At 48.9% G+C, this 25,754-nt stretch carries 27 protein-coding genes; 2 read left to right on the top strand and 25 right to left on the bottom strand.

Annotated elements, in window-relative coordinates:
* Window positions 1-3: 3 nt before the first annotated feature.
* From B5F07_RS06445 to B5F07_RS22995, 22 genes are all read right to left on the bottom strand, one after another.
* On the bottom strand, window positions 4-912 hold the full coding sequence (locus tag B5F07_RS06445; RefSeq protein WP_087160521.1) for a WYL domain-containing protein: 909 nt from the start codon (window positions 910-912) through the stop codon (window positions 4-6).
* A gap of 28 nt (window positions 913-940) precedes the next feature.
* Complete coding sequence (locus tag B5F07_RS06440) at window positions 941-2,194, bottom strand: WYL domain-containing protein (protein ID WP_087160452.1); 1,254 nt, start codon at window positions 2,192-2,194, stop codon at window positions 941-943.
* A gap of 31 nt (window positions 2,195-2,225) precedes the next feature.
* The gene (locus B5F07_RS06435) at window positions 2,226-2,765 is read right to left on the bottom strand and encodes a histidine phosphatase family protein (RefSeq protein ID WP_087160451.1); all 540 of its coding nucleotides are present in this window, start codon (window positions 2,763-2,765) and stop codon (window positions 2,226-2,228) included.
* An 85-nt stretch (window positions 2,766-2,850) separates the two neighbouring features.
* A complete protein-coding gene (locus B5F07_RS06430) occupies window positions 2,851-6,057 on the bottom strand; it encodes an AAA family ATPase (RefSeq protein ID WP_087160450.1) in 3,207 nt (1,068 codons plus the stop codon).
* Window positions 6,054-7,226, bottom strand: a complete 1,173-nt coding sequence (locus B5F07_RS06425) for an exonuclease SbcCD subunit D (protein WP_087160449.1) — start codon at window positions 7,224-7,226, stop codon at window positions 6,054-6,056. The genes B5F07_RS06430 and B5F07_RS06425 overlap by 4 nt, the downstream gene beginning before the upstream one ends.
* Window positions 7,227-7,408: 182 nt before the next feature.
* On the bottom strand, window positions 7,409-8,092 hold the full coding sequence (locus B5F07_RS06420) for a zf-HC2 domain-containing protein (protein ID WP_087160448.1): 684 nt from the start codon (window positions 8,090-8,092) through the stop codon (window positions 7,409-7,411).
* Entirely contained in the window at window positions 8,089-8,637 is a 549-nt protein-coding gene (locus B5F07_RS06415) for an RNA polymerase sigma factor (protein ID WP_087160520.1), read from the bottom strand. The genes B5F07_RS06420 and B5F07_RS06415 overlap by 4 nt, the downstream gene beginning before the upstream one ends.
* A 187-nt stretch (window positions 8,638-8,824) precedes the next feature.
* Window positions 8,825-9,223, bottom strand: coding sequence for a hypothetical protein (locus B5F07_RS22805; RefSeq protein WP_204248822.1), 399 nt, complete (start codon window positions 9,221-9,223; stop codon window positions 8,825-8,827).
* Complete coding sequence (locus B5F07_RS23665) at window positions 9,183-9,434, bottom strand: DUF3307 domain-containing protein (protein WP_087160447.1); 252 nt, start codon at window positions 9,432-9,434, stop codon at window positions 9,183-9,185. The genes B5F07_RS22805 and B5F07_RS23665 overlap by 41 nt, the downstream gene beginning before the upstream one ends.
* Window positions 9,427-10,107 carry a SatD family protein gene (locus tag B5F07_RS06400; protein WP_087160446.1) on the bottom strand — a complete coding sequence of 227 codons (681 nt, stop codon included), beginning with the start codon at window positions 10,105-10,107 and terminating at the stop codon, window positions 9,427-9,429. The genes B5F07_RS23665 and B5F07_RS06400 overlap by 8 nt, the downstream gene beginning before the upstream one ends.
* 105 nt (window positions 10,108-10,212) lie before the next feature.
* Entirely contained in the window at window positions 10,213-11,001 is a 789-nt protein-coding gene (locus B5F07_RS06395; protein ID WP_242972450.1) for a TraX family protein, read from the bottom strand.
* Window positions 10,979-13,366 (bottom strand): DNA helicase RecQ, encoded by a 2,388-nt coding sequence (recQ, locus tag B5F07_RS06390; protein WP_087160518.1) that lies wholly within the window; start codon window positions 13,364-13,366, stop codon window positions 10,979-10,981. The genes B5F07_RS06395 and recQ overlap by 23 nt, the downstream gene beginning before the upstream one ends.
* A 74-nt stretch (window positions 13,367-13,440) precedes the next feature.
* Window positions 13,441-14,850, bottom strand: coding sequence for an MATE family efflux transporter (locus B5F07_RS06385; protein ID WP_242972449.1), 1,410 nt, complete (start codon window positions 14,848-14,850; stop codon window positions 13,441-13,443).
* A 30-nt stretch (window positions 14,851-14,880) separates the two neighbouring features.
* Complete coding sequence (locus B5F07_RS06380) at window positions 14,881-15,810, bottom strand: NAD(P)-dependent oxidoreductase (protein ID WP_087160445.1); 930 nt, start codon at window positions 15,808-15,810, stop codon at window positions 14,881-14,883.
* Window positions 15,811-15,900: 90 nt separating this feature from the next.
* On the bottom strand, window positions 15,901-16,794 hold the full coding sequence (gene mutM, locus B5F07_RS06375) for a bifunctional DNA-formamidopyrimidine glycosylase/DNA-(apurinic or apyrimidinic site) lyase (RefSeq protein WP_087160444.1): 894 nt from the start codon (window positions 16,792-16,794) through the stop codon (window positions 15,901-15,903).
* 24 nt (window positions 16,795-16,818) lie between these two features.
* On the bottom strand, window positions 16,819-17,400 hold the full coding sequence (locus tag B5F07_RS06370; protein ID WP_242972448.1) for an O-acetyl-ADP-ribose deacetylase: 582 nt from the start codon (window positions 17,398-17,400) through the stop codon (window positions 16,819-16,821).
* A complete protein-coding gene (locus B5F07_RS06365; protein ID WP_087160442.1) occupies window positions 17,397-17,960 on the bottom strand; it encodes a DUF6155 family protein in 564 nt (187 codons plus the stop codon). The genes B5F07_RS06370 and B5F07_RS06365 overlap by 4 nt, the downstream gene beginning before the upstream one ends.
* The gene (locus B5F07_RS06360) at window positions 17,957-18,307 is read right to left on the bottom strand and encodes a nucleotide pyrophosphohydrolase (RefSeq protein WP_087160441.1); all 351 of its coding nucleotides are present in this window, start codon (window positions 18,305-18,307) and stop codon (window positions 17,957-17,959) included. The genes B5F07_RS06365 and B5F07_RS06360 overlap by 4 nt, the downstream gene beginning before the upstream one ends.
* Window positions 18,304-18,522, bottom strand: a complete 219-nt coding sequence (locus B5F07_RS06355; RefSeq protein WP_242972447.1) for a hypothetical protein — start codon at window positions 18,520-18,522, stop codon at window positions 18,304-18,306. The genes B5F07_RS06360 and B5F07_RS06355 overlap by 4 nt, the downstream gene beginning before the upstream one ends.
* A 127-nt stretch (window positions 18,523-18,649) precedes the next feature.
* Window positions 18,650-19,090, bottom strand: a complete 441-nt coding sequence (locus B5F07_RS06350) for an AAA family ATPase (protein WP_087160439.1) — start codon at window positions 19,088-19,090, stop codon at window positions 18,650-18,652.
* 92 nt (window positions 19,091-19,182) lie between these two features.
* Window positions 19,183-20,391, bottom strand: coding sequence for a type I restriction enzyme HsdR N-terminal domain-containing protein (locus B5F07_RS06345; RefSeq protein ID WP_087160438.1), 1,209 nt, complete (start codon window positions 20,389-20,391; stop codon window positions 19,183-19,185).
* A 153-nt stretch (window positions 20,392-20,544) separates the two neighbouring features.
* The gene (locus B5F07_RS22995) at window positions 20,545-20,844 is read right to left on the bottom strand and encodes a hypothetical protein (protein ID WP_242972446.1); all 300 of its coding nucleotides are present in this window, start codon (window positions 20,842-20,844) and stop codon (window positions 20,545-20,547) included.
* Between the two features lie 102 nt (window positions 20,845-20,946).
* On the opposite strand from B5F07_RS22995, the gene B5F07_RS06335 reads away from it, so the two are divergent.
* Window positions 20,947-21,999: a helix-turn-helix domain-containing protein gene (locus B5F07_RS06335; protein WP_087160437.1), complete on the top strand. Its 1,053-nt coding sequence runs from the start codon at window positions 20,947-20,949 to the stop codon at window positions 21,997-21,999.
* Between the two features lie 11 nt (window positions 22,000-22,010).
* Here B5F07_RS06335 and B5F07_RS06330 read toward each other — a convergent pair whose 3' ends face one another.
* The 3 genes from B5F07_RS06330 to B5F07_RS06320 all read right to left on the bottom strand — a co-directional run bounded on the left by B5F07_RS06330 (window position 22,011) and on the right by B5F07_RS06320 (window position 24,260).
* Entirely contained in the window at window positions 22,011-23,264 is a 1,254-nt protein-coding gene (locus B5F07_RS06330) for an MFS transporter (RefSeq protein WP_162613059.1), read from the bottom strand.
* A gap of 127 nt (window positions 23,265-23,391) precedes the next feature.
* Window positions 23,392-23,637, bottom strand: coding sequence for a helix-turn-helix domain-containing protein (locus B5F07_RS06325; protein ID WP_087160435.1), 246 nt, complete (start codon window positions 23,635-23,637; stop codon window positions 23,392-23,394).
* A complete protein-coding gene (locus B5F07_RS06320) occupies window positions 23,634-24,260 on the bottom strand; it encodes a DUF2975 domain-containing protein (protein ID WP_087160434.1) in 627 nt (208 codons plus the stop codon). The genes B5F07_RS06325 and B5F07_RS06320 overlap by 4 nt, the downstream gene beginning before the upstream one ends.
* A 180-nt stretch (window positions 24,261-24,440) precedes the next feature.
* Between B5F07_RS06320 and fliB the strand changes: the two genes are divergently transcribed.
* Window positions 24,441-25,688: a flagellin lysine-N-methylase gene (fliB, locus tag B5F07_RS06315; protein ID WP_087160433.1), complete on the top strand. Its 1,248-nt coding sequence runs from the start codon at window positions 24,441-24,443 to the stop codon at window positions 25,686-25,688.
* Window positions 25,689-25,754: the final 66 nt, after the last annotated feature.

The raw sequence follows: 25,754 nt of genomic DNA, 5'->3' as shown, positions 1-25,754 counted from the left end.
CTCTCACTTAAGTCCGTAACTTTTCTGTTTGTTCAGTCTCTGACGGATCAGGCGGATAAAAGAATCCGGAGCCGTCACTTTGATTGTCGGGCCGAAAGAGAGGATGCGGATCAGCAGCTCGGTTTCATCCTCCCTCCGGTAGGAAAGGGTAATCCGGTAATGTAGATCATCCAGTTTTACCGTTTCCTTTTCCAGATCTGAAAAATGAAGCATAGCACGTTCCAGGGAGTTGCGCTCGTCCGTCAGCTCCATGATGACCATATCTTTCTTCTCCGGGGGAGCCTCTGCTTCATCCGGCTTTACCTCCTCCAGAAGGGCAATCTGCCGGATCCGTGCCAGATTGATCATATAGGGAACATGCCCCTCTGTATGGGCGGCCAGCCGGAACTTGTCATCCTTGGAAGAGTACTCCAGCCGGTCCGGGATATATACCTGTCTGTGCCTTCCCTGCTTCCCGCGGAACACGATCTCCATCTTTCTTTTTTCCCGGAGAGCAAGAAGAACCAGGCGGAAATGTTCTATGTATTCTTCCTCCTCAAAAGGATCCCCGTCGGAATACCGGTCATAACAGAAAAAGAAATCCGGTTCAAAGAGAGGATCCACATCCTCCAGTTCATCCTGCGGCGGATCAAACAGACGGATCCTCGGATCCAGAAGGAGAGCTTTCATCCACATCTTCTGAAGATCTGTCAGCGGCAGCCGGGGTACATGTCGGATCGGTGTTCTTCCGTCACTGGTCAGAATGTGCCACTGGTCTGTCAGCGCCTGGGGGATTGTGATACTGCTCTCCTCAAAAGCTCTGTCGCGGATGATCCGGCGGATTTTTTCAGCGGTTATCTCTCCCTGCACTGCCTCCTTCAGAATATCGGAAACTGTCTGGTAATAGGTCCCGTATATTTCATGAAACACCATGGGAATCACCTCCGTTTCATTTCCCGCTTTATATATCTGCCGCTTCCGTTTCATACATTTGCTGCATCTGAGCATAATCGTCATAAAACCGTCTGACAACTGAATCGTTGGAACATTCCAGACGGATAATCCGCCCGGTAAATGTACGGATCCACGGAAGCATCTCCTGGGCGTCATAGACATCGGTCTGGTATAGATACGTGGTTTCATCCAGCCTGCTCACAGTTCCGTTTCTCTTCTCCCGTTCCAGCCGGTCCACGATGAAACGCTCCTCTTTTCCCACGTACAGTGTCATCTCTACGTGTTCGGTCTCCCGGCTGCCTTCCGGTCCGGATGAAGTGCCCCAGAGATATTCTGCAAAACTTCGTCCTGCTCTCTCCAGTCTTTCATAGTCGGGTTCCGAATCAAGCGCCTTCACTTTCCGGATGTGATCCAACCGGTACATGCCCGGTCTTCTGATCTGATAATTATAGGCAAGAAGATTCTCCCGCCCGGTGCGGGTGCTGACATAAATCCTCAGCGGAAAAACTTCTGCCTGCATATCCTTTTCACTCCTCCTTGCCCGGAAAGTAATCTCTGCACGCCTTCGCCCCCTCCGGCACAGCATCAGTTCCTCAAGGATCTCCGCATCCAGTGCGCCGAACAGATAGTGGTGCTTGAAGCTGAAATACTCCGGGTTCTTCTCATACCGGTCAAGAAGAAAGGAACCGACCACCCCCAGAGGCATTGCCTCGGAAGCAAACGCCAGGGCGTCTTGCCAGGCTTTCGGACTCCATTTTTCCTGATTTATTGAATAGAGCATTTCCCGGCCTTTGCGCTCCATCTTCAACAAACCAAGCGCGATATATTCCTTCAGCTTGTTGCGCACGGTAGAGTCATCCGGCGGTTCTGCCGCATCAAAATAAGACAAATATTCCCCTGCAATCCGGTCCGCGATCTTCCGGAAAGACAGCGCCTCTCCATCCGACAGGATATCCAGTATGTAAAAATGAAGCATAATGTCATTGTCTGTAAAACTTTTCGTCCGGAACGCCCGATAAAGGGGATTGTGAGGAACCGTGCGGTTGTCCACGGACAGAAACACACTCTTTCCCGCTGCCTCCCGCCGGAATGACATAACGCCGCCCAGCCAGCTCTCCACCCGGCGGCGCTCATTGTCGTAGCTTCGCGCGCTTTTGATCTTCCCGCCGAAATCAGAACGGGTGCGGAAGCCGTAAATGTAGAAATCCCGCATGTAATCGCGGATCTTGCTGAAATTTTTGAGAAGTTCATTGTAGGGCATGGGGTACCTCCAACTTCTTCCTTCGTTTATTCTAAAAATCGTATCGTACTACCGCGCAGTTTTTCACCCCGAAAGCAGCATATTCCTCGTTGGTCATATCTGTAAAATAGGATTGCACAACTCTTGCAATTCCGTTATGGGCTACGAGTATATACGTTTTTTCATCTGATTCTGCCTTCAGTTCATCCAGAAGATTATAAATTCTCTGTGCCAGACGCAGAGTGGACTCGCCGTTGCCGTGACTGCATGCGAAATATTCTTTTGCCTTTTTGAACTCCGCGCCATCTCTCGGCGTGGACTCCCATTTTCCAAAATTCTGCTCTTTCAGTCGCGGTTCCACACGCATCGGGATCCCTGTAATTTCCGAAATGTGTCTTGCTGTTTCCGACGCGCGGATGAGAGGTGAGCAGAGTATTTCATCTGCTGTTATTCCTTCCTCAACAATCTTTTTCCCAGTTTCAATCGCCTGTTCATGTCCCAGTTGTGTCAGCGGAATGTCTGTGGCGCCACAGATTTTGTTTTCAACATTCCATACCGTCTGACCATGTCTGATAAAATAAAAATGTCCCATCAGCTTTTCAGTTCCTCCTATGTAAAATCAAATATTTCCAACTCCGTACATTCGTCCAGTCTCCAACCTATATATCTAATACATCTCAACTGATCTGCCACCTGACATGGCTCCCCTCCTCATCCTTCCGTACAATCAGCTGATCCTCAATCTCCTGCTTGAGCTCCGTCACATGGGAGATGATCCCGATCAGCTTCGAACCGTCCGCCATCTCCTGGAGCACCCGCACTGCCTTATCCCGGGAGTGCTCGTCCAGAGAACCGAAGCCCTCATCGATGAACATGACGTCCAGGTTCACAGACGCTGCGCTCTCCTGGATCTGGTCAGCCATTCCAAGGGCAAGGGACAGCGCCGCCATAAACGATTCGCCGCCGGAGAGAGTGCGCACTTCCCGCTCTTTCCCGGTCACATTGGAGTAAACCATCAGGTCAAGCCCCCTGTTTTTCCCGGCTCCTGCTGTTTCAATATCCCTCATCCGCAGTTCAAACTGTCCTGCCGACATGTCCAGGAATCTTGCATTTGCCGCATACAGAATCCGCTGAAGATAATAACGCTGTACATAGGTTTCGATATCCATACGGGCACCGGTGACGTTTCCGGAAAGCAGGCTGTAGAGGTCATCCAGACGTTTGTGTTCTGCCATAATCTCTGCCCGTTCTTCCATCTTCGGCGCAAGCGCCTGGTAAACGTTCTCGTCCGCTTTATAGTCTGTTCTGACAGTCTCCAGTTCCTGTTTCAGACTGTTCATACGTTTTTCCGCAGCATCCCTCGCTGCCCGGATCTCTTCCGGTTCCGGGCGGTTCTGATCAGCAATCGCTTCTTTTGCCAGGGCTTTCCGGCTCTCTGCAGCCGTTTTCTTCTGGTTGTAAGCGTCGATCTTCTTCTGCAGGCGCTCCGTCTCACTTCGTTCATATTTCTCCGTCAGATCTTTCCACTCTGTTTCAGTCAGATCCTTCTCTGTCATCACACTTTCATATTCATCCCGGCGTTTCCCGCATGTCTCCTCCTGCAGGGGAAGCTCCTTTTTATAGCGCTCTGTCAGTGTACGGGCATTTTCCAGAGCTGATTTTGCACTCTGTTCTGCTTTCTTTGCATGGTCATAAGCAGCCTGCGCCTGATCTTTCTTCTGTTTTGCCTCTGCCAGAACGTGGGATGCCTCCGCCTCTGTCGCAAAGTCCCGGGAACTCTCCAGGCTTTTCAGTTCTGCCTGGGCACCTGCAAGTTCAGCCTGTGCCTGCATCAGATTCTGTGCTGCCTGATCCGCCTTTTCTTTCCGGCGGGATTTTTCCTCTTCCACCTGCCGGAGCTGCTTCTGAAGCTGCCGGAAGGCACGGACATTTTCCTGAATAACAGATCCTTCCTTTACCAGAGACTGTTTCCAGACAGATAATTTTTCCTTCATCCTCTCAAGAGAAAATTCTTCCTCATCCCCGTTTTTCATTCTGAGTTTCAGTTTCTCCAGGGCTGTATTCAGATTCGTCTCTTTCTCTTTGAGCAGCTCTGCAGCAGCCCGGGAGTCTGCCGCCGCTTTCTCCTGCTCTTTCCGGTATGTCTCCGCTTCTTTTCCAAGTAAATCCACGGTCTCGCGGTTCAGATCCCGGTGTTCCTCCGAAAGCTCACAGGGATGGGGGTGATCCAGAGAACCGCAGACCGGGCAGGGCTTTCCGGGCCGGAGCTGCTCTCTGGCAAGGAATCCTGCCTGGGTATTCAGGAAAATCCTGCGCACATTTTCATATTCTTCATTTTTCTTCTCATATGCTTCACTGGCACGGACAAAGATCTGTCCGGCCTTCTCCGCCTTCCGCCGCTGAACTTCTGCTTCGGACTGCAATTTTTCCGTCTCCGCAATCTCCCCGGCGATCTCTGAAGCCTTGTCGTTTTTCGCCTGCCAGCGGACAAGCTGTGCCTCCGCGTCCCCAAGCCTTTCCTGTTGGGCACGCCACATTTTTTCATTTTCCTCCAATGATTTGACCGCCTGCGAAGCGCTTTTATTTTCCGCTTCTGCCTTATCCAGTGCCCGGGCAGATTTTTTCACCTGCTCCTGAGCCTTCCGTATCCTTGAGAGTACATCCAGAGCTTTCTCCACGCGCTCTGAAATCCGGGTAAAAGACTGGCTCTCCTGCTCCAGCAGTTCTGCCGCATGTATTTCATTTTCTGCATTTTTCTGATAAGATGCCTCAAGCCCGGGGATCTGCTTTTCCTGTTCTTCCAGGTTTTTCTTCATCTCCCAAACGGTCTTTTCAGCATCCTCAAAGCGCACATAAACTGCCTGAATCTCATACGCCGCCTGGATCTCTGCAATTATTTTCCCAATCTCTTTCATTTTCTCCGCAAGATCCGCGCACTCCGCAAGATCCTTCTCCGCCTGTTCCAGTTCCTCAAAACGGCGGATAAGCTGCAGGGCATTGTTGTAAGCGTCGCGCTTTTCCAGATACTCTTTATTTGCCCCGTCGTACTCCCGGGAAATACTATCTGTACGGCTTTTCAGAAAATCGCACAGTCTGCGCAGTTCTCCGAGAAGCTGTTCCATGTCTGAGACGGACAGCCTGTCCGAGGAAATGATCCGCTTCTTCAACATTTCCAGGCGCGCGGCGTTTTCGCAGGTGAAATTTTCTTCAGTATCGCTCATATCCGGTATCACGATATGTCCTGCCTCGGTCTGGCATTCCGTCCGGATCCGCGCGATATCCTTCTGTTTTTCTCTCCTACGCCCTGCCAGTTCCTCCACGATTTTCTGATAGAGTTCCGTATGGAAGAGCCTGCGGAAGATCACTTTCTTGTCATCCGATTTTGCCCGCAGAAGCTCCATGAATTCCCCCTGGGCGATCATGGCCACCTGCATGAACTGATTCTTGGTAAGCCCGATGATCTCCTCCAGCTTCTGATCCGTTTCTTTGGGCGGATACTCCGTTCCATCCGGCATGATCAGAGAAACGGATTCGCTCTCCTCCTTCTCTCCCTTGCCGCGTTTCAGAGGGCGGATATGTCTGGGCACCCGGCGGACTGTGTATTCCCGGATATTTTCTCCCCGTCCTTCTGTAAATGTAAGCTCCACAAATGGCTGTACACTGCTGTCCACATACTGGCTCTGCAGTTCCGTGCCGTCTTTCTTATTCGTACTGGAGCTTGCTTCCCCGTAAAGAGCAAAGACGATGGCATCAAAGATCGTGGTCTTTCCAGCCCCGGTATCCCCGGTGATAAGAAAAAGATTCTGATCTGCCGCCTCAAAATCAATGGTCGTCTGTCTTCCGTAGGAGCCGAATGCCTGCATGGTAAGTCTGACCGGTCTCATCGCTTTGCCACCTCCTGTCCGCCGTCTGTTTCCTGAATCGTGTTGATCACATCCCGGAGAACCGCCTTTTCCTCTTCATCGATGTCTTTCAGAAATGCACAGCACAGCTCGAAGGGATCCAGCTCCTGCTGCACGCTGTACTCTCTGGAGTAGTCCGCTTTCCGCAGCGTTTCCCTGCGGATCTCCAGAAGATGGGGAAATGCGCTGCGCAGCCGGTCCTGCATGTCAAATACATCCAGATCCACCTGGTCTGTCAGCACCACAGTCACATAATCGTCGCACGCTTCCTCCAGAACATCCCGCATGTTTCCCCGGATAACCTTTACTTCCCGCAGGGGTGTCAGGGGAAGGACACAGGTGGTGACATTTCCTTTTTCCCGCATTTCCACCATAACAATGCCTTTCTGCTGTCCCGCCTCGCTCACCGAGCATGCAAGGGGCGTCCCGCAGTAGCGGTGGAACTCATCCCCTACTTTCATGGGCTTGTGGATATGCCCAAGAGCCGCATAGTCAAACTGCTGCAGAATATCTCCGCTTACCTCGTCAATATTTCCTACGGTGCGGATCTCCGAATCCATCCGTTCTACATCCTCCGCCTGTTTTCCTACAGGCAGGTAAAACTGGTGGCTCACAAGCACATTTCTCTGAGACCGGTCGATTCCCTCCCGTTCAATCATGCGGTGTACGGTATCATTGTAGGAAAGATTATTGCCGTTTTCATCTACGCCCACCACCGCCTTGATCATGGAAGGACGCACAAAGGGGAGCAGGTAGAAATTCACGCCGCCGTATTCGTCCTGCAGCGTGACTTTCTCAATAAACTCATCCTCCCTCTGGGGCGGCAGTCCGATCATATGAACCTGCTGCTTTGAAAGAACACTGCGGAAACAATTGACCCGCGGTCCGCTGTCATGGTTCCCGCTGATCAGCATCACCTCCGTATTCGGCAGGTTCTTTCTCAATCCTGCGATAAAATGATCGAACAATTCCACCGCCTCTGCGGAAGGAACCGCTTTGTCGTAAATGTCCCCTGCAATGACGATGGCGTCTGGCTTCTCCCGGCATGCCGCCTCTGTGATCTGGTTCAGTATATATTCCTGGTCTTCCCGAAGATCCCGGTTGATCAGCCGGAGGCCGATGTGCAGATCGGAAAGATGAAAAAACTTCATGGTCAGTACTCCTTTCCCGGTTGGACCGGTTTCTGTTTTTGTCTAACACCTGATAATTAATATAACACAGAACCGGCAAAAGGGGTACTATAGATCTTATGAGTTCAGATGCATCATAATATTCTCTCTGGACCCACAGTCCCAGAAAAAGAAAGAATATACTTCGCCTTTGCCATACCGGCTCACCTCTCCCATATCACTTCACATTCCTCTGTAACAGAACGGATTATCTCCTTCCAGGGCTCATTCATATTCATCTCAAATTCCCCGTAATACACCGCATCGATCTCGTCTGCCCTTCCAAGTACCTGTACCAGTGTACTCTGGTTTTCGCCTCCTCTTTCTCCAATGATCCGGGAAAAGAAAGGCTCCACATACTGTGACCATGGAGTAGAATAGAAATAGAACGCCGCAATGGTCTTCTTTTCCCCGTCGATGGTTACCGTCTGGGGGTCAAATCCAACTGTTCCTTTCATAATCTCCCCCCGGTAGTATACATAGAGTTCGCCGTCAACTTCCTTCACTGCAATCTGAGAACTGCTGTAGGGAATCACCGTTGTCTTCAGATTCATCCAGCTGTATCCTCCAATTATCACGGCCAGAACCGCCGCAGCCGACAACAGCGAAACGATAACCTTTTTTCGGCGGAAAAGGGAGCGGAATTTTTTCAGTTCTTTCTTCTCGCTCATTCTCACATCCGGATTGACCGGAAGCACCACATCTGCTTTCATCAGTTTTGCCTCCCGCCTGCAGGCTTCACATGTCTGCAGATGCTCTTCTACCATCTCCCGGGTATCCTCACTCACCACCTCATCCAGATAAAGTGGAAGAATATCCCGGATAATATTACAAGTGTTTTTTTTCATGATCTGTCACCTTCTTTCCTGCATTTCTGTTTTTCCATGCTTCTCTCCGTTGCTCCTGACGGCTCTTCCTCCGCCATATATTCCTGGATCTGCTTTTTTGCCCGGTAAAATGTCACCCGTGCCCAACCGGCGCTTTTCCCGAACAGGAGCCCGATCCGCTCAAAGGGCATCTCCCCGAACACGCGCAGAGTGAAGACTTCCTTATATGGCTCCTCCATGGCGTGCAGAAACCGGTGGACACGAAAGGCGCTCTCTTCATCCGCAAGTTTCTCTGTAAAGTCCGCCCTGGGATCCGCAGTATTCTCGTCCGGCTCTTCATCCACATAGATTTTCTGACGTCTGCGGTATGTGTAATAAGTATTTCTCGCTATCGTAAACAGCCATGCCTTAATATCCTTTGATCCGTCAAATGTATCCAGAGCCCGCATCGCTTTCAGAAACGTCTCCTGAGCCATCTCCTCGGCAGTCTCCTTATTCCGGGCAAGCCCCCGCAGATAGAGGAAAACATCCCGGAAACAGGAGCGGTAGATTTCTTCAAAGTCCACGCCTTTCACCCCCCTTCACCTTATTAACTCACGTAATTGCTTAATGTTACAAAAAATCCATAAAAATTTTTAAACATTTCAAAATTAATGGATACAATAGAAAAAGGTGCATCAGACGACGCACCCCTATGTCAACAGACCTGTGATCGGATTGTGGTACAGCGTTTCTCAAATGCCGCACCGGATTTCACGCAAGAAATAACAGAGAGACAACTATGGAAACAATCGTGCTCAAAAGCGTTCCCAACAGATAATATTCGGCAAATGCCTGATCCTTTGATATCCTGTCATACCGGGCAATTGATTTTGCCGTCAGCACAAGTCCTACTGCGGAATACTGGCTGATGGAAAGAAAAATCGTCATAATAATTCTTTCGAGTGTTCCGATCATCCTCCCTGCATTTCTGTCGTTTACATCAGGATTCATTTTGTCCGAAGGCCTGTATCCGGAAAGAATATTGGAAATCAGGATATTCGCCGGTTTATGGATCAGCAGCAGAATCACAGCCCATCTGACAACCGTCATCCCCGGTAGATCAAACGCCTCAAACAGTGCGATGATCCCTGTATTGCAGAATTCCGTCATCGTCAGATTCCTCATACGCCAGGATATATGACCACTGCATCCCCGGTATAAAAACAGCGCAAAGTATCCACGCAGTTACGGCATATACTGCACTGTGAAAGAGCGTACCCGAAAACCTGATCCGCTTTCTGCCCGCCATTTTCTGCGTCTGAAAATAAAAATCTCCAAGGAGATGCACACCTAATAGAATAAGAAAGACTGATTTAATCATTTCGTATATCTCCAAGTATTCCTGCTACATTTTTCAGGGCGTTTTCATAAGTATAATAGTTTCCTGATGCAAGAGCTTTCTGAACCGTGGGTTGTGAAACCTGGAGCCTGGCCGCTGTATTCCTCTGTCCATCCTGATACAGCAGCATGTCCCATATAATCTCTCTCTGCCGTTTCGTCCAACCGTTTTCTACCACATACATCAGCTCAAAAACTGTATTAACTAACACTTCTTTTCCGTGATCATTTTCTTCCGTTCTCAGGCAGATATCCGCCGGAACCGCCTTGTTCTTTTTTTCCCGCTCTTTCAGGACCTCAACAGCTTCCCTTGCGCAATAATATCCCGGTCCGTCCGCTCCCAGAGCCATTTCTTCATTGATATCTGTTATGATGCTTCCGATTCCGATTCCAAAACGCATCCTGACCGGATACAGATTCATCTTAATTTCCTCTATGATATTCAGAACATTTTCGCCTCCGCGCAGAAGCCCTTGAAATTCATCTCCAAGTGTGATAAGAAATTTTGCTGCAATATCATTTTCGTACTTTCTGTTCAAAGAATCCAGTATTTCCCGCAGTTTTTCCTGAACTTTCTTTCGCTCTTCCAGGTGCCTCGAATCCTTAATATCTGCGATGATGGCCACAAACAAACTAACGCTTCCTGTCTCTCTCATATCCGCTCCTCCTACAATTATAATATATAGCAGAAATAACGAATAATCAAGTTTTATTCATATTTTTGTCTATATTTTAAAAATATATATAAAAATATGAATATTTTATACAAGTCCCCATATCCGGATCATCCCCAGTACCAACAGATGTCCCGGATAAAACAGGTAGAAAAACCACTTGGAAAACAGCCTGCCTCTCTCCATTCTTTTCCCGTTGTAGAAACAGACAATCGCAATTCCCGCCAGGGCAACGCCGCCTGCTGCCAACAGCGCTTCTCCGAGACTGGCCAGTGTTTCCGCCCCGTCCGCTCCCGGCATAAACCTGGAAAACGCAAACAAAGCCGTACCGATCACAAAGGCCCGCTTTATCTTCTCCCGATCCTGCCCTGCCCATGCGAAAAGCAGGGTAAACACCGGAGCCAGGAGCGCCCAGTCAGAAAACAGGGAAAAGATCACCAGTCCGGCAATCAGAAGCATTTTCATCCCCACATCCATAACATATTCCCGGACAAGCAGGATGCAGAAACAAAGAAACAGAGTAAAGATCATGTTGAACCCGCAGAAAGAGATTCCCCTCACTCCGTTAAATGTCTCTGAGAATGCCAGACAAAATGGGAACTCTGAGATAACAGCAAAAGTGAAAAGCCTCAGGGCATAACGTTTTTTAGAATGAGTATAACGATACCCTTCCACCAGAAAAAAGCACATCACCGGTGCTGTAAAATATCCGATATCCACAAGAAGCATATGTGAGATGGTTCCCGGCGTCAGAAATATGTTCGCAATGTGATTTAACAGCATGGTAAACATGGCAATATATTTGATGACGTCCCGGTTCAGAACCCTTAAGTCCAGGCACTTTAACTGCATTTTATTTCTTCTTTGCTCTTTCATCTTTTTTCATCAGCTCCACAAGATGTCTCTGCCCCTTCTCCGAGTACATCATCACCTCATAAGGATTCCCCTTTGCACTCATCCTCACATCCACGCGGATCCCGGCTTCTTTCCCTTTCTCTGTCAGAACCGTTCTTGTATAACCGTCCTCATACCTTCTCTCCAGGATTCCTTCTCCCAGAAGCTCTTCCGTCAGGGATTTGATGGTCAGCCGTTTCATCTGCTTATCGTCCCGCAGTTCATTGATCATGGCAACGAAATCACTGATCGTGGTTTCAGAAGAGTAAGTAATCCCTGCCAGAATCTCCTCCGTCAGGTGAAATGCCTCTTTCTTCCCTTTTCTCTTCTTTTCCGTCAGTGGAGAAAGACCGCCTTCAGATCCATCCGTCTGCCCCTCTCTGCCACCCGCTTCTGCCGCATCTGTACCGTTTTCCTCTATGAGCGTCATATCCGCTCCCCAGGCTTCTCTGTCTCCTCCGGTGATCTCCATCAGCTTTTCCATGAACACCGCGCCGTACTGCTTTACTTTTTTCTCGCCCATCCCGTTTACATTCAGCATTTCCGCCTCAGTAAGCGGAATTCGCAGACACATGTCCCGCAGCGTCTTATCGGAAGCTACTACATAGGGCGGAACAGACCTCTTCTTTGCAAGCTCAGCCCGCAGTTTTCGCAGTTCCTCGAACAGTTCTCTCCCCTTCTCCGTCAGATCTGCTGTCTGGGCGAATTTCTTCTTCGATGATCTGGCGAAATTCTTCTCCTCTTCTTTCCTGTAAGAGATCGGGAACGGTTCTTCCGATTCCAGAAGCTGTTCAGATTTTCCTGTCAGTTTCAGAAGTGCATACTTGTCCTTTGTCTGCGTAAGAAATCCCTGTTCCAGCATGGTGCGGATCACTTCTTTGACCAGCGTCTGCCCCAGTTTGCTCTGCCTTGCATAAACGGGATTTCCATCCATCCTGTAGTTCCGGATCTTTGCCGTATTCTCACCAAGCAGAGTGCCGGCAATCATGTTCAGTCCGAAGCGCTGTCCACTGGTTTTCACACAACGGATCACATCTTTTGCTGCTTCCGAGGCATCCATCTCCTCAAATTCTGTCAGACAATTGGAACAGTTTCCGCATGTCTCCTGTGCCTCTTCCCCGAAATAGTTCAAAATGTACCGGCGCAGACATTTCGTCATCGTACAGTAGTTTTCCATTCTCCGCAGGCGCAGCGCATCCTGCTCCTGAATCACACGCAGTTCCTCGCCTGTATACTCCTGATAATTTTCTTTATTATCCAGAAGGAACTGGTTAATCACAATATCCTGAGGCGAATAGTACAGGATACACTCTGCAGGCTCCCCGTCGCGTCCCGCACGTCCTGCCTCCTGATAATAATTTTCCATACTCTGGGGCATATTGTAATGAAGAACATAGCGCACATTTGATTTATCGATTCCCATACCGAACGCATTGGTGGCAATCATCACCTTCACCCGGTCGTAAATAAAATCTTCCTGGCTTGTTTTTCTCGCATCCGCGCCCATGCCCGCATGATAACGCCCCACAGAAAATCCTTCATTTTCCAGATACAGATAAAGCTCGTCCACACCTTTCCTCGTGGCGCAGTAAATAATGCCGCTCTCCTCTCTGTGATTCTCCAGATAGCTGCGAATATTGCTTTTCTTATCCTTCGTCCTCTGTACTTCAAAGTAAAGATTCTCCCGGTCGAATCCCGTCACTGTCTCAAACGGATGCTCCAGTCCCAGGGAGGAACGGATATCTTTCCGGACCCGCTCCGTCGCCGTTGCCGTAAAGGCGGAAACGACCGGACGAACAGGAAGACATCTGATAAAATCAAGAATCCTCACATAACTGGGCCGGAAATCCTGCCCCCACTGGGAAATACAATGTGCCTCATCCACCGTGATCATGGATATTTCCGCATGACAGGCAAAATCAAGGAACCGTGGCGTTTCCAACCGCTCCGGTGCCACATATACGATCCTGTATCTCCCGTTTTTTGCCAGTTCGAGAGCTTTTGCCGTCTGTGTTTCCGTCAGTGAGCTGTTAATATAAGCTGCATGGACTCCCGCCTCATTGAGCGCCTTGACCTGATCCATCATCAGAGAAATCAGAGGCGACACAACGATCGTGATCCCCGGCATCTGAAGCGCGGGAATCTGGTAGCATAGCGATTTTCCCGCACCGGTAGGCATGACTGCCAGGACATCCCTGCCGGAGAGGATCTGGCCGATAATCTCCTCCTGCCCGGGACGAAAGGAGTCGTAGCCGAAATATGTCTTAAGAATCTTTTCGCTTTGTACTATTTTGTTTTGATCTATATCGTTGTTCCGGTCTATGGCATTGTATCTTTCTTCTGACATCTGCTGATTTTTCCTCTCCATTCATGTATGTTCTTCTCATTTTCTCATCTTATGTTCTCATCTTATATTTTTCTTCATCTTATGTTTTTCTTCATCCTATGTCGTTCTTTTTCATCATCCCATCTCGGTCCAAACCTGTGATACACATAGAACGACAGCGCTACAGTCAGAATATCTGCGGTAACCTGTGACCAGACAATCCCGTACATTCCGAAAATCCCGTTTAAAATAAAGAGCATGGGGATATTAAACACCAGCCAGCGCATCACTCCCAGAAACAGAGAAATCTTTCCTTTTCCAAAAGCCTGGAAAAGATACACGGTAAAAAAGCTTAAGAACATCAGCGGCGTGGCGAGAACCCGGATCCGCAGGAAATTCGTTGCCAGATCTATCGTCTGTGCATCCGAAATAAAGATGCGGATAAACTGAGCAGCAAATATTTCATACAGAATTATGCTGATTCCCGCGATCACCAGTCCGGTCATTCTGGAAAGGCGGACTGTATCCTCCATCCTTTTCCGGTTCTTTGCCGCGTAATTATATGCCACAAGGGGCATCATTCCCTGACAGATCCCGATTCCCACATTCAGAGGGAAACGCTCCACCTTCAGGACGATCCCGACAGCCGCAAGCGCCAGATCGTGATAGGAAACCATCAACTTATCGATCACCACATAATCCAGGTCAAAGAGAAGTGTCGCTATAGCAGAGGGAATCCCTACTGCAAACACGGCTGTGACGCTCTCCTTCTGCGGCTTTCCTGCACGCAGGCTGAAGGTGATCGTTGATTGTCCGGACTGCCTCCCCATCCGGAACAGTACAAAAAAGAAAAACATACAGGCGATACAGTTTGACAGGCACGTTGCGATTCCCGCGCCAAGCACTTCATATCCGTCCGGAAGAAGCACAAACATAAAAAGAGGATCCAGGATAATGTTCAGAACCCCGCCCAGGATAATTCCCGCGCCTGCCTCTTTCGAACGGCCGATGCTGCGGATCAGATTCGACAGTACATTTGAGAGCACAGTCGGTATTCCGCCTGCCACAATCACACAGAGCGCATACTGACTGGCATATTCATATGTATTTTCCCCTGCTCCGAGCAGTTCCAGCAATGGCCGCATAAACACGCCCATCCCGATGGAAAATACCGCTGCAATCAGTATCCCCAGATACAGGGAAAAGGCACTCACCCTGCGCGCCTCGTCTTCTCTTCGTTCCCCGAGCAGTCTGGAAATCAAAGCGCCGCCGCCCACTCCGGCAAGTCCCGCCAGACAGAGTGTAATGTTGAATACAGGCAGGATCAGAGATGTGGCAGCCACCATATAGGGATTGTTCGTCTGTCCCACGTAAAACGTATCTGCCATATTGTAGATCAGCACGATAAGCTGGCTGATTACTGCCGGGAAGATCATCACCCGGAGCGCCCGGGGGATGGGGAGCGTTTCAAATACTTCGGTTTTGTTGTCTGGTTTGGTTTTCATTCGTCTTATTCCTTCATAATTTTTTATAAATCATGTCCGGAGATATTCTTTCAGATTCTCCAGCACCTTCTCATTCAGTCTCTTCACAGCCTGTCGTGTCATACCGGAAGAGCGCTTCTGGCACCGCACGTTTTTGTATTGTAAAAGTCTCTCATCTCCCAGTCCCATCAAGGTATCACAAAAATACCACGTATTTTTCTTTTTCATCCACTTTTCCATAGCCTCCAGTTCAAAGCAGGGACTGAGCGCTGTATTGAAGAGAAGCTTGTTTTCTCCAAGGATCTCAAATTCCGGCTCGTAGAGAAGCGTCACATTTTTGCTCAGGCAGCTGCAGATCACGTCACATTCCCTCAGAAGGTCATGAAGTTCCTGATAAACATATCCTTTTTCCGCCTCCAGTTCCGGCTTTCTTGTACGGCTGTAATAGCGGACGTCTGCTCCGAATGCCGATAGACCTTTCGCCACAGCACGGGCGCTTGCTCCCATCCCGAGCATCCCCGCCCGTATCCCGGACACCTCAGATATCTCTCCCATGAGAGGCGCTTCCCCGTCGCTCCCGTGAAGCCTGCGGATCAGTTCTGAAATTACATATTCAGCCACCCCCTCATCGCCGTAGTCCCGGATCCCAGTTACTTTGATGCCGTGTTCCCGCGCATAGGCGATATCCACATTGGAGCTTGCCTCTGAATAGAGACTGCAGCACATCCCGATATATTCCAGATCCGGGCACTCTGAGAGCACATTTGCCCCGATCGGTCTGGTATAGCTGACAAATATGGCGTCCGAATCTCCGATCCGCTCTATAACCTCGTCATCGCTTACCGGTTCCGTATCATAAAATACTGCTTCTTCGCAGAACTCTTTCACTGCTTCTTTCGTCTCAGGAAGCAGTGAAACCGGCTGAATGGCAGTCAGTTTCCTGAATCGTATCTTTTCTTTCCTGCTAACTGTATTTTCCATATCATTTTTCTCCTTCCCGCCCCATTCCCTGCACGAAGTTTTCCTGCAGGCTTTTACTTCTGTATCGCACTCCTGTAATCTTCTTTTATATCATTCACTTTTCTGACACCGGGGACAGCAGGTGCTCCCTCTTCCGCCCACCACCATCCGGCAGAATGCATTTCCGCAGACCGGGCACCGCTCTCCTTCATGTCCGTATGCCTGCAGATACGGAGTGTTCCGGTAGTCCTGTCCCTTTGTCTCCAGATATTCTTCCGGTGTGATCCGGTTCTTTTCGATAAAATATGCGATCCGCTCCGGGATAACCTCAGCAAGACTCTCCCACTCATCTGCCAGCAGACTGTTCGCCGGCCGTGCCGGATGGATCCCTGCTGTAAATAAAATCTCATCGGCATAAATATTTCCAATGCCGGCGATCACACTCTGATCCAGCAGGCATGTCTTCACCGCTTTTCTGCTCTTCCCAAAATGTGCGCGCAGATATTCAGCCGTCAGCTCCTTGTCCTCCGGCTCCAGTCCCAGTTTTTCCATCCCTGTATATGTATCCTCTTCCCCGTCTCTTAACAGCCAGAACCGTCCAAAGCGCCTCATATCCGAAAAACGCAGTTCTTTTTGTACGCCTTCTTTCTCTTCACTGAGACGGAAAATAAGATGTGTGTGCTTTTCTTCCGGATATTCTTCGCAATACTTTTTCCTGTCCTTCTCACCGCACTCTTCTGCAGCCTTTCCCGGAGTCACCAGAAGGCATCCGGTCATCCGCAGATGGAGAACGATCCGGTCACCGCACTCTGTCCGGATCGTCAGGAATTTCCCTCTTCGCGACATTCCAGAGACCTTCTGTCCTGTCAGCCTCCTGACAAATTTTTCCGGACCGGGATGTGCGATGATCCCCGGAGTCCGGACACAGATTTCTTTAATCTTCAAGCCTGTGATCTGCGGCGCGATCACCGATTTTACAGTTTCCACTTCCGGTAATTCCGGCATAATGTTCCTCCCTTTTCCTGCTTCTTATTTTTCCGCTTTTCTTTCTGCTTCCGTTTTCGCATCCCCGCAGATTACTTCTGCATATGCCTGCAGAGAACTGTCGCTAAAGAGAACCCACTCGATGAGATCCAGTTTGTCCGGATGCGTCCTCACGAACTCTTCTGCCGTCGCCACAGCGATCTCTGCCGCCTCTTTCAGTGGAAAATGGTAGACGCCTGTGGCGATCGACGGAAATGCGATCCTGTGGATCCCATTCTGCACAGCCAGTTCCAGGCAGGAGCGGTAGCAGGATGCAAGAAGTTCCCGCTCGCCTCTGTCTCCCCCGTGCCAGACCGGCCCCGGCGTATGGATCACATACCGGCAGGGCAGACGGTAAGCGCCCGTGATCTTTGCCTCTCCCGTCCTGCAGCCATGAAGGGTGCGGCACTCCGCAAGAAGTTGGGGCCCTGCTGCCCTGTGGATGGCTCCGTCCACACCTCCGCCGCCCAGAAGACTCGTGTTTGCCGCATTTACAATAGCATCAACGTCTGTGATCTTTGTGATATCACCGGGAATGGCACGAAACTCTGTTTCAAAACGAACAGATGAATATAGTTTATCTGTCACTGTTCCTCTTCCTCCATTTCTTCTATCCATGGAATCCTGTAATATTCATCTACAAGAAAATCATGAAATCCCCAACCGATGCCGTCGGATTCATCTATAATTCTTCGGATTCTGTCACGCCATTGCTCAAACAACTCCTCGTTTTCTGATACAGTCTCCATTACATCATGGAACATATCGCATGCCGTATCATAAAAAGATTCATTAATGTCCCCAAATGTATTGGTGAATTCTACAGAACATTCGACATAATACAATTTTAATTCTGCTGTCAGCTCCGGATCCTGGCATATCTTTTTAAACTCTGAAACCACATTTTTTGCCCATCTGACAGAAAATCCTGCACGGATCATATTATTTGGAAAGAAAATTTCATCCAATTTTTCCTGATACTGTCCCACCAGTTTTCGTCCATAATCTTTGCCCAGTATGTACAAATTGATATTCTTCTCTGCCAGATCTACATGTTTATATAAACTGCAGATCAGCTGTTCCAGTTCCTTCCTTTCCATTTCCGACAGTCTCTTTTTCAGTGCCGGAATTGTCATTTCCCGTTTCATGCTTTTCCTTTCTCCTTCAGCTCTGTATATTTTTCCTTACTCCCATATGCCTTCTCGACCGGATATTTCTCATTGTTCTTCTTTAACTTTTCCCGGACGATCTCGTCCAGATCCAGGCCGCAGGCGTCCGCCATCAGGATGCAGTAATTCACCACATCCGCCAGTTCTTCCCGGATCCTGTCCATCTTTTCCTCGCACCGGGTATCCTCCGCGCTCCACTGAAATACTTCCAGAAGCTCCGCAGCCTCCAGACTGATGGAGATCGCAAGGTCTTTTGGATTGTGGAACTGACTCCAGCTGCGGTCGTCCCGGAATTTTAAAACCTGTCTGATCGTTTTCTGTGTCATTCGGTAACATCACTCCTGTTTTCCGGCAGTTTCCTTATCGGATATGCTCCATAGCCTTTGTTCTCATTCCATTCCTGAATTGAGACAACATCTATTTTTTCAATAAGTTTCCTGCCATCTCCTATATTCTCCTGCAGGACAAACGGAAGTTCTGTCTTAATCTTGTTGCGCAGTCTTTTTCGCGTTGTAACATCTCCGTTTGGATATTCAATCAAAAAATCGACATCTTTAAGATGAACTCCTGCTTCGTGATAATCTTCATGTATCCTGTCCGTCGCCCATACAGCTTTTGTACAATCAATACCGTAGATCCCATTTTCTTCTACCGCTCATACTTTATCCTCACATATCGTATACTTCATCAAGCAGCCTGTTATCTGCGATCATAATGTGATTTTTCTCAATCTCCTCCATCCGGTATGCTGACTGACTGTATATCGCATCATCCTGTCCGCTGTAATCCAAAGAGGAACTCATGTTTTCATCTTCATACTTTTTATACAAATTATGAAACATAACCTGCTCTTTATCCGTACGTCGTATTTCAAGATATTTGGCAAAATTATAAATGTGCGTAGCAATAAAAATCTGCATGCCGTTCTTCTGCAGTGCCAATAATAATTGAAGCAGGCGTTTTTTCCTGGTCCGATCAACTGTTTCGTTCGACCATTGAGATGCCGCATAAAGCATTTTTAAAACTGTTGTCTTTCCAACTCCATTTTCACCAATCAGAACATTAATCCCATCACAGAAGTCCAACCTAAAACTTTCGTAAAATACCATTACAAATTTCTATCGATTTAATTGCCAATGTCAGTCACCTCCGTTTATGGTCCTTTCATTTCATCCAGTATACCACAGCTTTTCCCTGTTTGCTACTCATCCAATGTAACCCGCGTATATTTGTTCTTCACAAACTCTCTGTACTCATCCCGGACCAGTGCATAAGATATCACATTTTCCACGAATTTTTCCATGTCCGCCTCATCCAGGTTCCACAGATGGTCATTGACCAGTGTCCCCAAATTATAACGGCTTCCGTCTGCGATTTCCGGGTACTGCTCTTCCACAAACAGCCTCAGTTCATCCAGCCGCCCTGAGCCGATTTTACCGACTGCCATTTTTCCGCTGTGATAGAAAATGCACTTCGTCCCTGCAACGACCACATTATCATCAAGCACGAGCTGCAGGGCATGATGTGTCGTCTTCTCATTGTCTATTCCCACGCACAACATTGTTTTCTCTATCTCCGGATGCGCATATGTAAAATAAGGCGATATCCCCAGCGAAACAAATTCCGTACTGTTTTTGTATTCGATCAAAAACGACCGGTACGGTCCTGCGAACCCCCCGCCGGATGCATTTCCATAAGAGAGCAGGCGTATCCCGCAGTCCCTGATCATCCGGAAGATCCCATACTCACCGGTCCGTATTTTATGTTCCGTATACAGAAGCGCCTCCCAGAGGTTCACCGCGGGAACTGCAATTCTTTTCGGTGTATTGAGCCCGATGTCTGCCCCGCCATATTCTTTCCATTTATCTTTACTGTCAATTTCAGCTAACTCCAGTCTGGGAGGCATGGTCGCTGCCGTTTCTTCCGAATATCTGCCTCCAAGCTGTTCCTGATAGGACGGCATGTCCCGCAGGCTTTTATAACTTTCGCTTTCTTTATCATAGTAGTAACAGAACAGTTCTCTTCCGTCTGTCATCGCCGCATAATCGCAGCCAATCAGATCAGCATAGATAAACATCTGCTCTGCCGTCTTCTCTCCGAGCAGTACCCCCGGTGCTTTGCATTCGATTAATGTAAGCGGACGGATTGTATGATCTGCTTTTTCATATCTCTCTATGATAATATCCGCGCGTTTTTTGGATCTGATCCCATAATGGGATAAATGCTCTTCCACCCGGATCATGTTTTCCGGCACATGCAGTTTATCTATAAGATAATGTATCGTCTGTTGACGCACAGTTTCCTCCGGAGTAACAAAAATCAGCCTCTTTCTTACCGGATCGAGATAACATTTCCGTCCGTTTCTGATAAAGATTTCCGGAAGAGATTCGTCTGAAAAATTATATTTCATGTTCTATCACGCCCTCTTAAGTATCAACCCTCTGCTCCCTCTTTCTATCCATACGCTCATAAGCCTCCATCAGCTCCTCATCAGAGGCATACGGTTCCAGACCAAGTTCCTCCCATGTGATTCCATAAGGAGCACCGCCCTCCGTATACCCTGCTATAAAAGCAAAACGTTCATCCGAAAAACCATCGAAAGCTTGCGGTAGTGCCTGACCATGTATTTCCGTGTTCCATTATAGTTCAGTAACCACTGCCTTGCTTTTTGCAGCCGGATCTCTTTCGGCTGAGTATTTTTATTCTTATCTTTTTCATATTTGAACTTCTCGCTAATAAGCCTGCTGCGCTTTTTCTCCACCAGTTCCGATTTGTCACTGGCACTATTATACTGCACCTGCCTCTGAATTGGAAGAATACCTGTTAACCCCCGGTTAATTTTCTCTCCCCCATCCTTAACCATCCCTCTATTGCCCCATCCGCTCGTTTTCTGCTATCATAAAGCCATACCACACGGCACCTTTTAAGCCGACATATCATCATATATTCTAACAGGAGGTTTACAATGAAAATCGGTCAGATTATCCGGGAAAAACGGAAAGAATTATCACTTACACAGGAACAGGTGGCAGATTATCTGGGCGTATCCGCGCCCGCGGTCAGCAAGTGGGAGAAAGGCTCTGCCTATCCGGACATCACACTTCTTCCCGCTCTTGCACGTCTGCTGAAGACAGACCTGAATACGCTGATGTCATTCAATGAGGACCTGTCAGATATGGAGATCCGGAATTTTGTCGACAGTCTCGGCGCCCTCACAGAGTCAGAGGGTTATGAAGCCGCTTATCAGGCAGGTCTTGATAAGATTCGGGAGTATCCGCGCTGCGAAAAACTGATCTACTCTGTCATTTCTTATCTGGAAGGGGCTATGTATCTCTACGGTATTAAGGATGACGAGGCAGTATACAGGAATACATTTGAGAAATATTACGGGCAGCTTGCCGAAAGCCACGAGCCGCAGATTCGGGATTTTGCCCTGCAGATGCTGATCTCCCGCAGCAGGAACCGGGGTGATTTTGCCCGGGCGGAAGAACTGATCCGCTCTCTCCCGACCTCTTCCATCAATGTGGACGAACAGCTCGCAATCCTCTGTTTCCGTCAGGAGAAATATGAAGAGTCACAGAAACTATGGGAACGTCAGGTTCTGAACAGCGTCACGGAAATCCAGACCGCCCTCATGTATATGATGGAAACTGCCCTCAAAGAAAACGGAGAGGAAAAAGACGCCGGCTATTTTGCAGACGTCTACGAACAGGTTTCCCGTCTGTTTCATGTTGCAGAGTGGATTCCCTTAAACGCCCGGCTTCAGCTTTCCGTTATCCGTAAGGATTCCCGGGAATGTATCAAAATATTAAAAGAAATGCTCCCTCTCATGAACAGGCGCTGGAAGCCTCAGGATTCCCCGCTCTACCGTCATCTCTCCGGCGAGGATTCCGGCTTTTTGTCAGACCGTCTTCTTGCCCTGTTCAAAGAAGAGATGATAACAGAAGATGGGGATTTCGCCTTCCTGCGCAGCTCAGAAGAATACGCGGAACTGGAACAGACGCTCAAACATCTTTGACAGCTCTATATCTACTGCTTCTGCCGCAGCTGTTTCCCTGCTGCCAGATAGACCAGCACCGCCAGGGGAACAGTCAGCATCAGAACAGGGTAGAACCACCGGATATCCAGACCGCCGTAAAGCGCGCCGCCGATCATCGGTCCCAGGGCCATTCCCAGATCCAGGCCGATATAGTAGGTGCTGTTTGCCAGTCCCCGATTCTCTTTTCCTGCAAGGAGCATTGCAGTGGACTGGCACACAGAACTCATGATTCCGTAGCCGCCCGCCAGGAAGAATGCCCCTGTAAACATGACAATATTGCTGTTCATCACCGTAAGGCACAAAATCGCCAGAAGCATACATGCCGAGCTTCCTGCCAGAAATACTTTGAAAGGCAGCTTGTCAAAATAATTTTTCAGCACAAGGCGCAAAAGCAGAAGTATAACCGCATAAGACGGAAAGAAAAAGCTTACCGTAACGTTGATCTCCCGGACAGACGCATAGGTCACCAGAAACGACTGGGTTGCGCAGTAGGGAATGGCAAAGAGCATAATGATCAGGGCAATGGGCAGAACTCTGACATCGACTAACTGAATTCCGTTTTCCTTCCGCAACTGTTTCCCGCTTTTCCTGATTAATCCTGCAGCGTTTTCCATGATTAGTCCCGCATCGCTTTCCTGCTCCTGCTCTTTCAGACCCGCTTTCATATCTGCCGCCTTTTCCGGCTCCCCCTTATCTCCCACGAACTGGATCACAATCATCACCGCAATGGAAAATACCAGGGCAATGCAGAAAGAAATCCGGTATCCGAATCTCTGGAACGCGCTGACTCCAATGGCCGGAGCCACCGCCATGGCAAGGGCATTCATCATCCCGTAGAACCCCATTCCGGAGCCGATCTTATTTCTTGGGAGCATATTGGATACCCAGGTAGCCATACACACGGAACAGCAGGCGAATCCCACCCCGTTTATAATCCTTGAAACGACTACAATCAGAGCGTTCGGAGCCGCTATATATCCTCCACAGGCAGCAGTCATCAGCACAGCACCGATCAGGGACAGCCTGTATTTGCTGATGCGGTCTGCCAGATTGCCCGCCAGGGGGCGGCACACAAGGGAGCACAGATTCATCATGCCTCCCACAATTCCCATAAGCCCCGCGCTTCCTCCGATGCTTTCTGTAAATCCGGTAATCAGCGGCGTGACAAGCATCGGACTTGCCATATAGAAAAAACTGGCCGTCAGGACCAGTATAATATCTTTTGAATAGGAAGATTTTTTCATGTTTTCCATCTCTTTTCACATATATATGTTCCGTATGTATATCCTGCCACGGCTTCCCCATAAAATAAAGCACGCTGCCTATTATACAACGTGCTTTATTTTATGTCAAAATTTACTGTTTTATACTTTACTGCGGTGCTCCTGTCTCTTCTTCCCTCTGGTCTTCTGTCTCATCGTCCGCATATTCCAGGATATCGCCCGGCTGGCATCTGAGTACCCTGCAGATTGCATCCAGGGTGCTGAAGCGGATTGCCTTTACCTTTCCTGTTTTCAGATAGGAAAGATTCACATTGGATATTCCCACTTTCGCTGCAAGCTCATTGAGACGCATTTTCCGGTCCGCCAGAACTCTGTCCAATCGAATAATAATCATAACGTATGATCCACCTCATCCTGCAAATAGATTCCATAGTGAATAATGTAAGCCGCAACAACAAAGGCAATGCCCGGGAACAGACCGTTCAGCACATTGGAGCCTGTTGAAACCGACAGCAGACTTCCGGAGAAAAGATTAGAGACAGAACAGATCAGCATGCTGATGAACGGGACAAAGAGTGCCACAAAAATCTGAACCAGTCCGTAGTAGAGCAGACAGGAAGAATTCTCTCCGGTAAAGATCTCTCCCCGGTTTATGTTCCTGAAGACCCGGCTCAGATACAGGTATCCCAGAAACAGCGGAATCAGTTTGAACGCATACATAAGAGAGATACCAATCCGTGTTGCCAGATCGACCCGGTCATCTGCATCGGCGCGGACATAGATCTCATCATCAGAAGACACGGTAAATCCCCGCAGGCTGTAGTCATGATCTTCCTCCGCACAGATTGCCCGCTCATAAAATCCCGTACTGGTCTGCAGCCGAAAGGTCTGGCGCCCCATAATACTCAGCACAAGACACACGACAAAGAACGCCATCACTACATAACAGACGTACCGCATAAATCCGGCAGCCGCCTTCGCATACCTCTCATTGACAAGTTTATGTATTCTCCTCATACAGCTCACCTCCTGATTCTAAGATATCACAGTCATTCTAATAGTGCAATAAATATTTAATGTTTTACGTTAATTATTTAATATGACGCTTCAATTTCTTTACAAGCGTTTCCCTGCACATTGAATTTCTTTCGTTTTCCCTCTATAATAGGTATATCAAATCAAAGAAGGGGTTTATCCATGCAATATACTGTTCCGCATTACTATAAAAAATTCCACTGTCTTGCCAAGGACTGTCCCGCAACCTGCTGTGCAGGCTGGCAGATCCAGATCGATCCCGCCTCGTTGCGGCGTTACGCTCTTGCGAAAGGTCCGCTTGGCAGCCGCCTGAAAAATGAGATCGTCTGGAGTGAAAAGCGATTCCGCCAGTATGGCGGGCGCTGTGCATTCTTAAACGAGGACAACCTCTGCGACCTCTACCTGGAGGGCGGCGGAGAAAAGGCATTCTGCCGCACATGTCGAACCTACCCGCGGCATATTGAGGAGTTTGAAGGGCTCCGGGAGATCTCTCTTTCGCTCTCCTGCCCTGCCGCAGCAGAGTTGATCCTGGGATGCAGGGAGCCGGTGCGTTTTCTCCATGCGGAGAATCCGCGAAAAAATGAGACTTACCCGGAATTCGACTTCCTTCTGTTCACCAAACTGGCGGACGCCCGTTCCCTGATGATCGATATTCTGCAGAACCGGGAGCATTCCATAAAAGTCCGTATGGCTGCAGTACTCTCTCTTGCCCACGATCTGCAGGAGAGGATTGACCGCAACGCTCTTTTTGATGCAGACAGCCTGTTTGAGCGGTATTCTTCCCCCAGGCTCTGGACCTGGTTCTCAGACCGTCTCCGGTTGCTGGGAAAAAAAGCTGCAAAAAGCGGACAGAATACACGGAGGGATGAAACGTTGGGCAGCCTGTTCGTGATCCTCAATCAGATGGAAGTCCTGCAGCCGGACTGGAAGGCTTATCTCCGGGAATCCCGCGCCGCTCTCTGGGAAGCGGAAGCAGCTTCCCCGGAAGCAGACCCGGACCTGCAGGTGCAGGAGGATTCATTCCGGGAAATTTTCACCGATATTACGGCAGAACAGCTCATGATCTATTTCATCTTTACCTATTTCTGCGGCGCAGTATACAGCCGCAATGCTTATGGCAAGATGAAATTTTCCTTTGCCGGAACCGTGCTCATCCGCGAGCTTGCCCGCGCCCGTTTTCTGCTCAGCCTGAAAAAAAGCGCTGCGGACGGTGCGAACAGAACACCGGTGCAGAAAATCCCGGGAGAGTGTCCGGCAGAGTCCCCGGAAAAGTGTCCGGTTCTTCTGACGGATGCGGCATGCCGTTATGCCCGGGAGGTAGAACACTCGGACTTCAACAAATACAAAATGGAAAAACTGTTGGGAAATGAAACGAAATTCAGCCTTGAAAACCTGTTTTCTCTTCTGTAAGAACTTTTACAGAGTCGGCTGCTCTTTCCCGTAACAGCCAGAAAGGAATTAAGGAGAGATTCAATT

Origin of the sequence: Lachnoclostridium sp. An169 (assembly GCF_002160525.1) — a bacterium.
GTDB classification, from domain to species: Bacteria; Bacillota; Clostridia; order Lachnospirales; family Lachnospiraceae; genus Mediterraneibacter; species Mediterraneibacter cottocaccae.
The sequence above is the reverse complement of the archived record's forward strand: the minus strand, read 5'-3'. Positions and strand labels throughout refer to the sequence as shown.

Bases quoted from the DNA above. Each gene is read 5' to 3' on its own strand.
- B5F07_RS06445 (WP_087160521.1), bottom strand. From the start codon at position 912: ATGGTGTTTCATGAAATATACGGGACCTATTACCAGACAGTTTCCGAT.
- B5F07_RS06440 (WP_087160452.1), bottom strand. From the start codon at position 2,194: ATGCCCTACAATGAACTTCTCAAAAATTTCAGCAAGATCCGCGATTAC.
- B5F07_RS06435 (WP_087160451.1), bottom strand. From the start codon at position 2,765: ATGGGACATTTTTATTTTATCAGACATGGTCAGACGGTATGGAATGTT.
- B5F07_RS06430 (WP_087160450.1), bottom strand. From the start codon at position 6,057: ATGAGACCGGTCAGACTTACCATGCAGGCATTCGGCTCCTACGGAAGA.
- B5F07_RS06425 (WP_087160449.1), bottom strand. From the start codon at position 7,226: ATGAAGTTTTTTCATCTTTCCGATCTGCACATCGGCCTCCGGCTGATC.
- B5F07_RS06420 (WP_087160448.1), bottom strand. From the start codon at position 8,092: ATGAAAAAAAACACTTGTAATATTATCCGGGATATTCTTCCACTTTAT.
- B5F07_RS22805 (WP_204248822.1), bottom strand. From the start codon at position 9,223: ATGACGGAATTCTGCAATACAGGGATCATCGCACTGTTTGAGGCGTTT.
- B5F07_RS23665 (WP_087160447.1), bottom strand. From the start codon at position 9,434: ATGATTAAATCAGTCTTTCTTATTCTATTAGGTGTGCATCTCCTTGGA.
- B5F07_RS06400 (WP_087160446.1), bottom strand. From the start codon at position 10,107: ATGAGAGAGACAGGAAGCGTTAGTTTGTTTGTGGCCATCATCGCAGAT.
- B5F07_RS06395 (WP_242972450.1), bottom strand. From the start codon at position 11,001: ATGAAAGAGCAAAGAAGAAATAAAATGCAGTTAAAGTGCCTGGACTTA.
- recQ (WP_087160518.1), bottom strand. From the start codon at position 13,366: ATGTCAGAAGAAAGATACAATGCCATAGACCGGAACAACGATATAGAT.
- B5F07_RS06385 (WP_242972449.1), bottom strand. From the start codon at position 14,850: ATGAAAACCAAACCAGACAACAAAACCGAAGTATTTGAAACGCTCCCC.
- B5F07_RS06380 (WP_087160445.1), bottom strand. From the start codon at position 15,810: ATGGAAAATACAGTTAGCAGGAAAGAAAAGATACGATTCAGGAAACTG.
- mutM (WP_087160444.1), bottom strand. From the start codon at position 16,794: ATGCCGGAATTACCGGAAGTGGAAACTGTAAAATCGGTGATCGCGCCG.
- B5F07_RS06365 (WP_087160442.1), bottom strand. From the start codon at position 17,960: ATGAAACGGGAAATGACAATTCCGGCACTGAAAAAGAGACTGTCGGAA.
- B5F07_RS06360 (WP_087160441.1), bottom strand. From the start codon at position 18,307: ATGACACAGAAAACGATCAGACAGGTTTTAAAATTCCGGGACGACCGC.
- B5F07_RS06350 (WP_087160439.1), bottom strand. From the start codon at position 19,090: ATGGTATTTTACGAAAGTTTTAGGTTGGACTTCTGTGATGGGATTAAT.
- B5F07_RS06345 (WP_087160438.1), bottom strand. From the start codon at position 20,391: ATGAAATATAATTTTTCAGACGAATCTCTTCCGGAAATCTTTATCAGA.
- B5F07_RS22995 (WP_242972446.1), bottom strand. From the start codon at position 20,844: ATGGTTAAGGATGGGGGAGAGAAAATTAACCGGGGGTTAACAGGTATT.
- B5F07_RS06335 (WP_087160437.1), top strand. From the start codon at position 20,947: ATGAAAATCGGTCAGATTATCCGGGAAAAACGGAAAGAATTATCACTT.
- B5F07_RS06330 (WP_162613059.1), bottom strand. From the start codon at position 23,264: ATGAAAAAATCTTCCTATTCAAAAGATATTATACTGGTCCTGACGGCC.
- B5F07_RS06325 (WP_087160435.1), bottom strand. From the start codon at position 23,637: ATGATTATTATTCGATTGGACAGAGTTCTGGCGGACCGGAAAATGCGT.
- B5F07_RS06320 (WP_087160434.1), bottom strand. From the start codon at position 24,260: ATGAGGAGAATACATAAACTTGTCAATGAGAGGTATGCGAAGGCGGCT.
- fliB (WP_087160433.1), top strand. From the start codon at position 24,441: ATGCAATATACTGTTCCGCATTACTATAAAAAATTCCACTGTCTTGCC.